The sequence below is a fragment of the Cryobacterium sp. M23 genome (genome assembly GCF_002929655.1).
GTDB lineage: Bacteria > Actinomycetota > Actinomycetes > Actinomycetales > Microbacteriaceae > Cryobacterium > Cryobacterium sandaracinum.
Genome location: NZ_PJJV01000068.1, coordinates 41250 through 53815 on the forward strand (window position 1 = coordinate 41250; position 12566 = coordinate 53815).

The following is a 12566-nucleotide window of genomic DNA, read 5'->3' on the forward strand; positions in this document are numbered from 1 at the left end:
CGTCTACCTCACGCCGCGGGAAATCGTGACCATCTCGTCGCGGGGAACGACCTTGACTCGCGTGCGACCCTCGTCGGAGCCGAGCGCGAGCTCGTGCTGGTCGAGCCGGTGCCAGCCGTCGAGGTTCGTGTACTGCACCCCTCGCTCGTCGAGCAGGTCCACGATGCTCTGCTCCGAGGGCGAATCCGGTCGCCACCAGTTGCCGAGGTCGTTGATCAGGTGCCGCACGGTCTCCATGGCGTCGGACTTCGTGTGCCCGATCAGCCCGACCGGTCCGCGTTTGATCCACCCGGTCGCGTAGACGCCGTACAGCTGCGTGTTGGCGCTCTTCGATCCGAACGATGGGTCGCCCTTCCAGAGAACCTGCCCCTCCCGGTTGGGGATCACGCCGTGCTTCCTGTCGAAGGGAACGCCCGGCAGCGGCGACCCGAAGTAACCCACGGCGCGGTAGACGGCCTGGATCGGGAGCTGGCGGATCTCGCCGGTGCCGACGACGCCGCCCTGCCCGTCGGGGGTGGTGCGTTCGTAACGGATGGCGCCGACCCGGCCCTCGCCGTCGTTGACGATCTCTACGGGCTTGGCGAAGAAGTGCAGGTGCAGGCGGCGGCTGGCCGTGCCGGCCGGGCGCTCCCGCCACTTGTTCAAAACCTTGTCGATCACGAAGACCTGCTTGTTGCTGGCCACGGCGTCCCGCGCGGCATCGTCGTAGTCGAAGTCCTCGTCGTAGAGGACGATGTCCACATCGGGCAGGTCGCCGAGTTCCCGCAGCTCCAGCGGGGTGAACTTCACGGAGGTCGGTCCACGGCGGCCGAACACGTGCACATCCGTCACCGGCGATGCCTTGAGTCCCTCGTAGACGTTCGTCGGAATCTCGGTGCTCAGCAGGTCGTCGGCGTGCTTGGCGAGCATACGTGCGACGTCGAGCGCCACATTGCCGTTGCCGATGACGGCAACCTCCTGGCCCTCCAGCGGCCAGGAGCGCGGCACGTCGGGGTGACCGTCGAACCAGCTCACGAACCGGGCGGCCCCGTAGGACCCGTCCAGGTCGATGCCCGGGATGTCCAGGTCGGCGTCGCGCACGGCCCCGGTCGCGAAGATGACGGCGTTGTAGTGCTTCTTCAGATCGTCGAGGGTGATGTCGATACCGAACCGCACGTTGCCGAAGACGCGGATGTCGCCGCGGTCGAGCACATCGCGCAGGGCCGTGATGATGCCCTTGATCCGGGGGTGGTCCGGGGCGACGCCGTAGCGCACAAGTCCATAGGGTGCCGGCAGGTGGTCGAACAGGTCGATCGAAACCTCGAAGTTCCGTTCCGCCTTGAGCAAGATGTCGGCGGCGTAGATACCCGCAGGTCCCGCGCCGACAATGGCCAATCGCAACTTGGTCATGGAAGCCTTTCTAGCTTGATCGTCTAACTGGATCGTTCAACGATCGTGTCGGCGAAACGGGTGAGGGCCTTCTTGACCGAGCCGTCCGGCAACGGGGCGAGGGCTTCGACCGCGTCATGCGCCCAGCCGTGGGCCTCGGCGAGGGTTTGCCCGGTCACGTCGTGCTCGCGCAGCGCGGTGATCGCGGAGTCCGCCGCAGCGGTCGCGACGCCGTTGCTGGCCATCACGTCGCGTTCGAGGCGTTCGAGCAGGGCGGCGGCGTCGGCGTCGTGCGGGGCACGCTCGCGCAGGCGCAGCAGCGGGAGGGTGGCCACCCCGGCGCGCAGGTCGGTGCCGGGCACCTTGCCGGTCTCCTCCGGCTGCGGGGAGAGGTCGAGCACATCGTCGATGAGTTGGAAGGCGACGCCGATCTTCTCGCCGAACGCGATCACCGGCTTTTCGAACTCGGAGGGGGCGTCGGAGAAGATGATGCCCGCCTGGGCGGCCGCCGCGATCAGCGACCCGGTCTTGTCGGCGAGCACCTGGATGTAGTGCTCCACGGGGTCCTGGCCGGGCTGCGCACCGACGGTCTCGTGCAGTTGGCCGAGCACGAGGCGCTCGAAGGTGTCGGCCTGCAAACGGATGGCCCGTTCGCCCAGCCGTGCCATCAGCTGGTTGGCGCGGGCGAAGAGCAGATCCCCGGTCAGGATCGCCACCGAGTTGCCCCACACGGTCTGCGCGCTCGGCACCCCGCGGCGTTTGTCCGAGTCGTCCATCACATCGTCGTGGTAGAGCGAGGCCAGGTGGGTGATCTCGATCGCGGTGGCCGCGGTGATGACGTCCGCGTGGTTGCCGCTGCCGAGGTGGGCGGTGAGTAGCGCCAGCATGGGGCGCACGCGCTTGCCGCCCGCGTTGAGCAGGTAGCGGCTGGTGACGTTCGCGATCTCGTCGGCAAAGGTCACCTCGGCGAGCAGACTGGCCTCGACCTGGTCGATTCCCCCTTCGATGCCCGCGGCGAGGCCACGGTCCTGGGCGGTCGAGAAAATGCGATCGCTGAGGCCGAGCTGGCTCGTCACGGATGAGCCGCGACGGAACAGGGGCATGCTCGGTTTCACTCTGTCAGCCTAACGATCGGATCTGGGAGGATTCAAGACGGTGCGTTTGACGCATCCGTCGGCTTGACGCCGCGATGCAGTGCCACGATACCCAAGGTCAGGTTGCGGTAGGCGACGGCGTCGAAGCCCGCCTCCCGCAGCCAGACACTGAGGGTCTGCTGATTCGGCCAGGCCGCGATCGACTCGCCCAGATAGTCGTACGCCTCCGCGTTGGAGGACGCGAGCTTTACGATCATCGGCATCACGCGAGTGAGGTAGGCGAAGTAGCCCAGCCGGATCGGTGCGAACGGCGGCGTGGAGAACTCGCAGATCACGACGCGCCCCCCAGGCTTGGTCACCCGGTAGAACTCGGCCAGGGCCTTCTTGGGCTCGACCACGTTGCGCAGGCCGAACGAGATGGTCACGGCGTCGAACTCGTTGTCGGCGAACGGCAGCGCGGTGGCGTCGGCCTGAACGAACTCGACCTGCGGGTTGTCCGCGTGGCGTGAACGGCCGACCGCGATCATGCCCTCAGAGAAGTCGGCGGCCACAACGTGCGCGCCCGTCTTCGTCAGCGCGACGCTGGAGGTGCCCGTTCCGGCGGCGATGTCGAGGATGCGTTCGCCGCGCCGGGGGTTCACGGCGCGGGTCGCGGCCATCCGCCACAGGGCCGCGTTTCCTACCGAGAGAACGGCATTCGTGCGGTCATAGTGGGTGGAGACCTGATCGAACATGGCAGCGACCTGCTCGGGCTGCTTATTGAGGTCTGCTCTACTCACTCCCACAGTCTAGATTGCCCGCGGACACGCCGGGCTCTCCACAGCCTCTGGCATAGGCTATGCAGGTGAATGCTCAGGCTCTAACGGTTGAAACCACCCCCATCGCCGACATCCGCCAACTGATTCTTCTGCTCGACACCCGAGCACCGCTGCTCTGGATGCGGCGCAACCAGGGTCTGGCCGGCATCGGCACGGCCCTGCGGCTCGAGTTCTCCGGAGCGACCCGGCTGACGGATGCCGCCACCGCCTGGCGCGACGTCGCGGCCGCCGCCACCGTGTCCGACCCGATCGGAAGCACCGGCACGGGCCTGCTCGCTTTCGGAGCCTTCGCCTTCGACGCCTCCTCGGCCCAGACCAGCGTGCTGATCGTGCCGCAGGTCGTCATCGGGCGCGACAACGGCCGATGCTGGGTGACGCGCATCTGGCCGACCGGCACCACGCCGCCGGAGATTCCCCTGGCTCGCCGTCCTCTCGGCACCGAATACCGCATCTCCCTGCTGCCGGGCGCGCTGCCGCCCGCCGGGTACCGCGACGCGGTCGGCGAAGCCGTGTCCCGCATCGCCTCCGGAGACCTCAACAAGGTCGTGCTGGCCCGCGACCTGGTCGGGCGGCTGCCGGGGGAATCCGACCTGCGCCGCGCCGTCAGCGAGCTGGCGCTGGGCTACCCCGACTGCTGGACCTACGCGGTCGACGGCCTCGTCGGCTCCAGCCCGGAGACCCTCATCCGCGCCGACCACGGGGAGGTCAACGCCCGCGTGCTCGCCGGCACGATGTCGCGGGGCGCGGATGCCGCCTCCGACCTGGAGGCAGCCCTCCAGCTGGCCACCTCCGCCAAGGACGGCGACGAACACGCCTTCGCGGTGCAGAGCGTGCTGGCCTCGCTCCGCCCGCACACCTCTCACCTCACCACCAGCGAGATCCCGTTCACCGTGAAGCTGCCGAACCTCTGGCACCTGGCAACGGATGTCGAGGGCACCCTGAGCGACGGATCGAACTCCCTCGACCTGATCGCCGCCATGCACCCGACGGCCGCGGTCGCCGGCACGCCCACCGAGACGGCGCTCGCCCTGATCCGCGAACTCGAGCCGTTTGACCGGGGCCGTTATGCGGGCCCGGTCGGCTGGGTCGGCGCCGACGGCGACGGCGAGTGGGCAATCGCCCTGCGCTGCGCCCAGGTCAGCCCCGCCGGCAGCGTCACGGCCTACGCCGGCTGCGGCATCGTGCTGGACTCCGAGCCCGAGCGCGAGCTCGCCGAAACCCGCATGAAGTTCCGCCCCGTCGTGGAGGCCTTCGGCTGAGAAGCCTCCGCAGACTCCGCTCAGCGAGGATCCCCGCTCCGGGCGAGAGTGCCCGCTCCGCGGGTCACTCTCGACCGGAACGGACACACTCAGGTCGCGGCAAGGCGGGCCTTCTCAACCTCGACGTCGAAGGTCGCGGACGGCCAGGTCAGGTCGAGGCGCTGCAGGGCGTCGATCAACAGGTGCTGCACGGCCAGGCGGGCGTACCACTTCTTCTCGGCCGGCACCACGAACCAGGGCGCGGCAACGGTCGACGTGCGTTCGAGGGCGAGCTGGTACGCCTCCTGGTAGGCGGCCCACTGCATGCGCTCGTCGATGTCGCCCGGGTTGAACTTCCAGTGCTTGTCCGGGCGTTCCAGCCGCTCGGCCAGGCGCTCCTTCTGGTCGTCGGAGCCGATGTGCAGCATGACCTTGACGATCGTCGTGCCGGCGTCGACGAGTTCCTGCTCGAACCGGGTGATCAGGCCGTAGCGCTCCTCGATCTCCGCCGCCGGGGCCAGCGCGCGTACGCGGCCGACCAGCACATCCTCATAGTGTGAACGGTCGAAGACCCCGATCAAGCCGGCGTCGGGCAGCCGTTTGCGCACCCGCCAGAGGAAGTCGTGGGACCGTTCCACCTCCGTGGGCGCCTTGAACGCGTACAGACGGATGCCCTGGGGGTCGACAGCGCCGACGACGTGGCGCACGATGCCGCCTTTGCCGGCCGTGTCCATGGCCTGCAGCACGAGGAGCACGCGGCGCGGGTCGCCGGACCGGCTGTTCGCGAAGAGCATCTCCTGCAGGTCCGACAGCACGCCGGCCCCGGAGGCCAGCGCTTCATCCGCGCTGTCCTTCTCCACCCCGTCGAAGCCGGGCGTCGAGGCGGGGTCCACGCCCGCGAGCCGGAACCCCGGCGTCACCCGCAGCAACGCCCTCGGTTCCCCGGTCCAGAATTCCTGCTCACTGCGTTTAGCCACGGTGCACCCTTCGTTGCAGAATCAGTGTCCCGCAGACGCCCCGGCAAACCTAGCGAACCAGCGGAACCTCGAGGATGCTCGGCCCCGCGTGCGGCGCGGTCAGCGCGCGCTCGAGGTCACTCCGGGTGGCCGCCAGACCGTATGACCAGCCGTAGGCGGCGGCGAGGTTGGCGACGTCGGCCTGCTGCGGGGTGAAGAGAACCCGGTTGATGGCGTCGGCGCGGGCGGATGCCGCCACCTCCAGACCGTCGAAAATGGTGCCGCCGCCGTCGTTGCCGACGATGATCTGGAGCCGCGGGAGCGCCTCCCCCGGGGTGAGCAGGAGCGACCCGACATCGTGCAGCAGGGTGAGGTCGCCGACCACCAGGCGGGTGACCCCGGTGGACTGCGGCGTCGGACCGGTCTGGCTGGCCAGGGCGATGCCGACGGCCGTGGCGACCGTGCCGTCGATGCCGGCCAGTCCGCGGTTGGAGTGCACGGAGATCTTCTTGCCGGGAACGCGGCGGTCGGCCACCCGCACCAACCGGGAGGCACCGAAAACGAGACGGTCGTGCGGCCAGGAGGCGCGCCAAACGGCGTCCACGAGCATGGGCCGGGTGACCGGCGCGCGCATGGCGGCAAGCTCTTCGCGGGTGATTCCGCGATCACCGATCGGGATCGATTCGCGGGCGGCTCCCGCGGCCAGCAGGTGCCGGCTGGACATCACCCAGCGGCCCAGCCATTCCCGCCCCTCGGGGCTGCCGGCCGCTGCGATGGCCACGGCGTCCGGGGCGGCGGCGCGGGCGAATACGCGCACCCGGTGTCCGGGGTTGAACCATTCGGTGCCGGTGGGAGCCACCACAATGGTCTCCACACCCTCGCGGACGATCATGGCCGGCACCTCGCGGCTGAGCGTCGGGTGACCGAACACGACAGCGCGCTCGACCCGCCCGCCGAGGTCGGAGGCCAGCAGCAGCTCGCGGTAGGCGGAGACGAGGTTCGGGCCGAACCGGGCGCCGCTGCACACCTCGGCCAGCAGCGGCCAGCCGCCGGTACGCGCGAATTCCTCGGCCTCGGGGCCGGCGCCCGTGCCGGCGATGACCACGGTGCGCGGCCCGCCCGTGACCGGGAAGACCGGTTCGGTCGGGGAAGCGTCCACGACGGGCGCGGCGAGCACCGCGGCCGACTCGGCGAGTCCGACCGGGCCGGAGATCGCTTCGGGAGTCAGCGCCACCGGCGCCGACAGCGGCTCCCGGAACGCCAGGTTGAGCTGCACCGGGCCCGGATCGAGCGAGGTGGCGCCGGTGGCGGCATCCGTCGCCCGCCGGGCCAGGGCAATGGCGTCGGCGTGCTCGCCGGCCGCACCCTCCGGTGCGGGCGCATCCACGCACAGGCGCGTCGCCACACCGAACAGGCCGGGCTGCAAAGTGGTCTGGTTCGAACGGATGCCGCGCAGCTCGCTCGGCCGGTCGGCCGTCAGCAGGATCATGGGCACCCCCGAGTGGTGCGCCTCGAGCACCGCAGGGTGGAGGTTCGCCACGGCCGTGCCCGAGGTGCAGACGACCAGCGCCGGCCGGCCGGCCTCGACGGCTAGGCCGAGAGCGAGGAAGCCCGCGCCGCGCTCGTCGAGGCGCACGTGCAGCCGGATCAGCCCGATCCGTTCCAGTTCGGCGGCGGCTAGGGCGAGGGCCTGCGACCGGGCGCCCGGGCTGAGAACCAGGTCGCGCACGCCCAGACGCACGAATTCACCGAGGAGAGAGACGCTGAAGTCTGTGGCCGGGCTACCGCTTGAGGCGATGTCAGGCATCCCGCCGGCCAGGCAGATCGCCTTCGCCCGGCTCGGATTTTTTCGGCTCGAACCCGGCTTGGCCGTTCTGGCCGGCCTGACTGCCCTGACTGCCCTGACCGGTCGTGTCGGTGGTTCCTGCCGCACCGAGGTCCCGGGGATCCGGGGCGTCAAGGTCGGCAAGCTCCTGCTCGAGGGCACGGAGTCGTTCTTGGTCGGACGTGGCCCGGTCCAGACCCTTGAGGAAGTCGATGTCGTCGTCGGGGGCGAACGATCGCACGATCTTGCCCGTGCTGGCACGGCCGCGACCGATCAGCAGCCACAGCACCGGCCCGATCACGGGAATGAGCACGATCACGAACATCCACACCCAGCGTGGTAGCCCGCGCACCCGGGATCGTTGCAGGAGCGCGCAATCCACCAGCGCATAGACGGTGAGGACGACGACGACGACTCCAAGAGCGAACCACAGGCGAACCATTCCCACAGTGTATGGCTCCCACCCGTGAGATCGGTGAGTGAGCGCACAGCCCGGCGATCTAAACTGTGGCCATGAATGTTGTTCCCGCCTGGGTGTCCTATTCGGTCTTCCGCGTGCTCCTGTTCGCCGTTCCGCTCGCCGTGATGCTCTTCCTCCGGATCGAGTGGTGGATTGCCGCGATTGCCGCCGCTGTGATCGGAGCCTCGCTCTCCTTCATCTTCCTGCGGAAGCCTCGCGAGAAGGTCGCGCTGGGCCTCTACCAGGCGCGGCACCCCGATACGGAGCCGGCGCACCCCGACGCCGTGTCCGAGGATGCTGCCCTCGACCGGGCCGATGCGCGGGCGGCCGATGCCGACCTACAGCGCGAACGCGACAGCCAGTAGCAGCCCGTAGGCCAACGCCGAGACGCTGGTCAGCTTGAGGGCCAGCACCAGTTCGGTCGAGGTCGTCGCCGTCACCGTGATCAGCCCGGCCGGCACCGCCAGCAGCAGCACGAAAAACGTCAGCCAGGCCAGCGGGTAGAAGACCGCGAAGAAGGCGACGATCGCGAACGCCAGCAGCAGGAACAGGCAGAACACGACGCGCGACGCCATGCTCCCGATCAGCACCGCGAGGGTGCGTTTGCCGGATGCCCGGTCCGGCTCCAGGTCGCGCAGGTTGTTGACCATCAGCACGGCCATGGCGATCAGGCCGATCCCGACGCCGCTCAGCCAGCTTTCGGTGTTCACGGTGCCGACCTGCACATACGTGGTACCGACGGTGGCCACAAGGCCGAAGAACACGAAGACGAAGACCTCGCCGAGACCGAAGTAGCCATACGGTTTGCGTCCACCGGTGTAGAACCAGGCCGCAATGATGGCGAGGACACCCACCAGCAGCAGCCACCACTGACCGGTCAGCACCACCAGGGTGAGGCCGGCGAGCGCGGCGAGCGCGAAGAATGCGAGCGCCACCGTGAGTACGGCACGGGGCTGGGCGGCTCCGCTGCCGGTCAGCCGGGCCGGGCCGATCCGGTTGGCGTCAGTGCCGCGGATACCGTCGGAATAGTCGTTGGCGTAGTTCACGCCGATCTGCAGGCACAGGGCCACGATCAGGGCGAGCACCGCTCGTACCGGATGGAAGACGCCGGGGCCGCTCACGACGATCGCCGCACCGGTGCCGAGGGCCACCGGTGCGATAGCCAGCGGGAGGGTGCGCAGGCGTGCTCCGGAGACCCAGTCTCCCGCCGTGGCCGGTCCGGTTCGCGCCCGGCCGCGGCCGGCGGGGGCGTTCCGCCGGGCCGGGTTGCCCGACCTCCCGTTCCGGGCCGCCGAAGAGGTCGCTGCCGAGGGATTCAATCGCTGTTGTGAGGGCCTGACCGGCCGCGCTCCGTGTGCCACGCCTTCATAGTACGTGCCGGCGGCTCGGTAGCTCGGTAGCTCGGCAGCTCAGAGATCGGCGAGCATCCGGCCCAGCGCAAGACGGTCGGGTTTGCCGGTGGAAAGCTGCGGGATCGACGCGACCCGCACGAGGCGCGCGGGCCTGGCCGCCTTGCCCAGCACGGATGCCACGGCTTCCCCGATTCTCTCGAGGGAGTCCTCGGGGAGGCCGGCCGCACCGGGTTCCGCCGGCACGACCAGCACCGGGACCTGGCCCCACGTGACGTCGGGCCGCCCCACCGCCACGGCCTCGCCGAAGCCCGGCAGCGACCGGACGACCCGCTCGACCGCGTCGAGCGACACCTTCTCGCCGCCGGAGATGATCACGTTGTCGGCTCGCCCGAGCACGCGTACGAGGCCCGTCGCGGCATCCACCTCGCCCAGGTCACCCGTGCGGTACCAGCGTCCCCCATGCACCTCGAGGAAGCGGTCGCTGGTGCGCACGGGGTCACCGAGGTACCCCTCGGCGAGCAAGGAGCCCGCGATCTCCAGCTGCCCGTCGACCACGCGCACCTCGGAGTTGCCGATCGGGGTGCCGTTGTAGACACAACCGCCGGAAGTTTCCGACGAGCCATAGGTGGCGAACACGTGCAGGTCGAGGTCGACGGCCCGCTCGGCGAGCAGCGACGGCAGCGCCTGGCCGCCGACCAGGATGCCGTCGAAGCGGCGTAGCACGGCCAGCAGGTGAGGGTCGTCTGCGGCCGCGGCGACCAGCCGGGCCAGCTGCACCGGGACCAGGGCGGTGAACCGCAGCGGCTCGGTGAGGCGCCCGGCTGAGGCGGCGAACACGGCCGGGTCGAAGTGGCCGCTCGGCAGCACGACGGGGACGGTGTCGGCCACGATCGAGCGCACGAGCACCTGCACCCCGGCGATGTAGTGCACGGGCAGGGCCAGCAGCCACTGACCGGGGCCGCCGAGGCGCACGCTGGAGGCGGCGGCGCTGCTCAGCAGGGCGTCGGTGCTGAGCATCACGCCCTTGGGCACATCCGTCGATCCGGACGTCTCGATCACCACGGCCACCTGACGGGGCACGCGCACCAGGCTCGGCCGCCCGGCGGCCTCCTGCCGGCCGGGTACCGGCAGCACGGCGTCGCCGGTGTCGGCCAGCGCGAGGCGCAACGGGGTCATCAGGTCGAGCGGGTCACCGACCGGCACCACCTTCAGCCGCCGGGTCATGGTCGCCTAGAACTGCCAGTCGTAGGGACCCCAGTCGGGGTCGCGCTTCTCCAGGAACGCGTCACGCCCCTCGACCGCCTCGTCGGTGCCGTAGGCCAGGCGGGTGGCCTCCCCGGCGAACACCTGCTGGCCGACCAGGCCGTCGTCCACGGCGTTGAAAGCGAATTTCAGCATCCGGATGGCGGTGGGCGACTTGGTCAGGATCGTGCGGGCCCAATCCAGCGCCTCCACCTCGAGTTCGCCGTGCGGCACCACGGCGTTCACGGCCCCCATCTCGAAGGCGCGCTGCGCGGAGTACTCGCGGGCCAGGAAGAACACTTCCCTCGCGGTCTTCTGCCCCACCTGGCGGGCGAAGTAGGCGCTGCCGTAGCCGGCGTCGAAGGAGCCGACGTCGGCATCCGTCTGCTTGAACTTGCCGTGCTCGGCGCTGGCGATGCTGAGGTCGCAGACCACGTGCAGGGAGTGCCCGCCGCCGGCCGCCCAGCCGGGGATGACCGCGATGACAACCTTGGGCATGAACCGGATCAGCCGCTGCACCTCGAGGATGTGCAGCCGGCCGCCGCGCGCCGTGTCGATCCCGGACGCGGTCTCTCCCTCGGCGTACTTGTAGCCATCCCGGCCTCGGATGCGTTGGTCCCCGCCCGAGCAGAACGCCCAACCGCCGTCCTTCGGGCTGGGTCCGTTGCCGGTCAGGAGCACCACCCCGATGCGCGGGTTGACGCGCGCGTCCTCGAGGGCGGCGTGCAGTTCGTCGACGGTGTGCGGGCGGAACGCGTTCCGCACCTCGGGCCGGTTGAACGCCACCCGGGCGATCCTCCCAGTCACGTCGTGGTGGTACGTGACGTCGGTGAGGCGGTCGAAGCCCGCGACTTCCTGCCACTGGGTCGGGTCGAAGATTTCGGAAACCTGTTCGATCATGCACCCAGCCTACGCGGGCCTGCGGCGCCGCAATGCGGCAGGCCATGGGCCTCTCGGCAGCTGGTTGGCACCCCCGTTTGAGCGGCAAAGTCAAGCCCCTTGAGGCCGTCGTTTCCACCCCTTGTACTGAGCTATCGAAAAATAGTCGGAGGCAGTGATGGCCGACAATGACAAACGAAAAACGATCCCCACCCCACCCGCGAGAAATATCGGGATCAACGAACTCTCCCCCACGGAATGGCGCATCAGCGATCGGATGATCGCGGACGGCGATCCGGCCGCCTTGGTCGGCTTCATCCAGCGCGTGGACGACGCCTTCGAAGTGACGGACTTCGGCCGCCCCGGGGGCGAGCGTACTTCTCATCCTTTGACCGCGCCACGGCCAGTCTCGCCCTCCGTCCGGCACCCAGCGGAACGGCACTGCGATGAGCACGGCCACGCAAGAGACCCAGCCCCCGGAGCACTCAAGCTCCCGATCGACACCGGCCGCGAATCAGCCCCGACCTCGGCGTCAGCGTCAGCGTCAGCGTCAGCGTCAGCGTCAGCGTCAGCGTCAGCGTCAGCGTCAGCGTCAGCGTCAGCGTCAGCGTCAGCGAATTTCACCTCCGCTCCGTCGACCGCTCCCGCCCGCTACAGCACATCGACGGATGCCTTCGGCGACTACCTGCGCCGCATCGGCAGGGGGGCCCTGCTCACCGCCGTCGACGAGGTGACCCTCGCGCAGCGCATCGAGGTCGGGCTGTTCGCCGGCGAAGAATTGTCCCACGGAGTCGACGACCCGTCCCTGGCCCGCGAGTTGGCCAGGCTTGCCCATGACGGCCGCCGCGCGAAGAACCACTTCATCGAAGCGAATCTGCGCCTGGTGGTCAGCATCGCCAAGCACTACTCCGGACGCGGAATGCCCATCATGGACCTCGTGCAGGACGGCAACATCGGCCTCGTCCGCGCCGTCGAAAAATACGACTTCATGACCGGCTACAAATTCTCCACCTACGCCACCTGGTGGATCCGCCAAGCCATCCACCGCGGCATGGCCCAGCCCGACGAGCACGCCGTGCTCACCATGCGGGCTTCGGACATCGTTTTCTACATGAGTGCCCTGCCGCCGCGGGAGCGGTCGATCCTGATGTCCCGGTTCGGTCTCGACGGGGGCGCGCGCCAAACGCTGGACCAGATCGCCGTCGTTCAGGGCGTGACCCGGGAACGGGTGCGCCAGATCGAGAATCGCGCACTGGCCCTGCTGAAGGTGCCGTGCCTGGAGCGGTACCTGCGGGACTGAACCTCGGCCGTGCCCCCTGAACGGAGCGTAGCGG

The 12566-nt window shown here is 69.5% G+C and carries 12 protein-coding genes; 3 read left to right on the plus strand and 9 right to left on the minus strand.

Annotated features, from left to right (window positions below; genetic code table 11):
* Nucleotides 1-3: 3 nt before the first annotated feature.
* From CXY82_RS08085 to ubiE, 3 genes are read right to left on the minus strand one after another with little or no spacing between them, the layout of a single operon-like run.
* Nucleotides 4-1389 (minus strand): FAD-dependent oxidoreductase, encoded by a 1386-nt coding sequence (locus tag CXY82_RS08085; protein ID WP_104170463.1) that lies wholly within the window; start codon nucleotides 1387-1389, stop codon nucleotides 4-6.
* A gap of 23 nt (nucleotides 1390-1412) precedes the next feature.
* On the minus strand, nucleotides 1413-2483 hold the full coding sequence (locus tag CXY82_RS08090; protein ID WP_369828363.1) for a polyprenyl synthetase family protein: 1071 nt from the start codon (nucleotides 2481-2483) through the stop codon (nucleotides 1413-1415).
* A gap of 32 nt (nucleotides 2484-2515) precedes the next feature.
* Nucleotides 2516-3241, minus strand: a complete 726-nt coding sequence (gene ubiE / locus CXY82_RS08095; protein WP_104170500.1) for a bifunctional demethylmenaquinone methyltransferase/2-methoxy-6-polyprenyl-1,4-benzoquinol methylase UbiE — start codon at nucleotides 3239-3241, stop codon at nucleotides 2516-2518.
* A gap of 59 nt (nucleotides 3242-3300) precedes the next feature.
* Here ubiE and CXY82_RS08100 point away from each other — a divergent pair, with 59 nt between their 5' ends.
* A complete protein-coding gene (locus CXY82_RS08100) occupies nucleotides 3301-4539 on the plus strand; it encodes an isochorismate synthase (protein WP_104170465.1) in 1239 nt (412 codons plus the stop codon).
* Between the two features lie 89 nt (nucleotides 4540-4628).
* Here CXY82_RS08100 and CXY82_RS08105 read toward each other — a convergent pair whose 3' ends face one another.
* From CXY82_RS08105 to CXY82_RS08115, 3 genes are read right to left on the minus strand one after another with little or no spacing between them, the layout of a single operon-like run.
* A complete protein-coding gene (locus CXY82_RS08105; RefSeq protein WP_104170466.1) occupies nucleotides 4629-5495 on the minus strand; it encodes a PPK2 family polyphosphate kinase in 867 nt (288 codons plus the stop codon).
* Between the two features lie 49 nt (nucleotides 5496-5544).
* Nucleotides 5545-7281, minus strand: a complete 1737-nt coding sequence (gene menD / locus CXY82_RS08110) for a 2-succinyl-5-enolpyruvyl-6-hydroxy-3-cyclohexene-1-carboxylic-acid synthase (RefSeq protein WP_104170467.1) — start codon at nucleotides 7279-7281, stop codon at nucleotides 5545-5547.
* Nucleotides 7274-7741, minus strand: coding sequence for a PLD nuclease N-terminal domain-containing protein (locus CXY82_RS08115; RefSeq protein WP_104170468.1), 468 nt, complete (start codon nucleotides 7739-7741; stop codon nucleotides 7274-7276). Before CXY82_RS08115 ends, menD begins: the two co-directional genes overlap by 8 nt.
* A 71-nt stretch (nucleotides 7742-7812) precedes the next feature.
* Here CXY82_RS08115 and CXY82_RS08120 point away from each other — a divergent pair, with 71 nt between their 5' ends.
* Entirely contained in the window at nucleotides 7813-8124 is a 312-nt protein-coding gene (locus tag CXY82_RS08120) for a DUF4229 domain-containing protein (protein ID WP_104170469.1), read from the plus strand.
* Here CXY82_RS08120 and CXY82_RS08125 read toward each other — a convergent pair.
* From CXY82_RS08125 to CXY82_RS08135, 3 genes are all read right to left on the minus strand, one after another.
* Nucleotides 8098-9078, minus strand: a complete 981-nt coding sequence (locus CXY82_RS08125; RefSeq protein ID WP_104170470.1) for a 1,4-dihydroxy-2-naphthoate polyprenyltransferase — start codon at nucleotides 9076-9078, stop codon at nucleotides 8098-8100. The two genes, CXY82_RS08120 and CXY82_RS08125, sit on opposite strands and share 27 nt — an antisense overlap.
* Before the next feature lie 90 nt (nucleotides 9079-9168).
* Nucleotides 9169-10335, minus strand: a complete 1167-nt coding sequence (locus tag CXY82_RS08130) for an AMP-binding protein (protein ID WP_199180914.1) — start codon at nucleotides 10333-10335, stop codon at nucleotides 9169-9171.
* A gap of 6 nt (nucleotides 10336-10341) precedes the next feature.
* Nucleotides 10342-11253: a 1,4-dihydroxy-2-naphthoyl-CoA synthase gene (locus tag CXY82_RS08135; protein ID WP_104100698.1), complete on the minus strand. Its 912-nt coding sequence runs from the start codon at nucleotides 11251-11253 to the stop codon at nucleotides 10342-10344.
* A 157-nt stretch (nucleotides 11254-11410) separates the two neighbouring features.
* On the opposite strand from CXY82_RS08135, the gene CXY82_RS08140 reads away from it, so the two are divergent.
* The gene (locus CXY82_RS08140) at nucleotides 11411-12532 is read left to right on the plus strand and encodes a sigma-70 family RNA polymerase sigma factor (RefSeq protein WP_104170471.1); all 1122 of its coding nucleotides are present in this window, start codon (nucleotides 11411-11413) and stop codon (nucleotides 12530-12532) included.
* Nucleotides 12533-12566 lie beyond the last annotated feature (34 nt).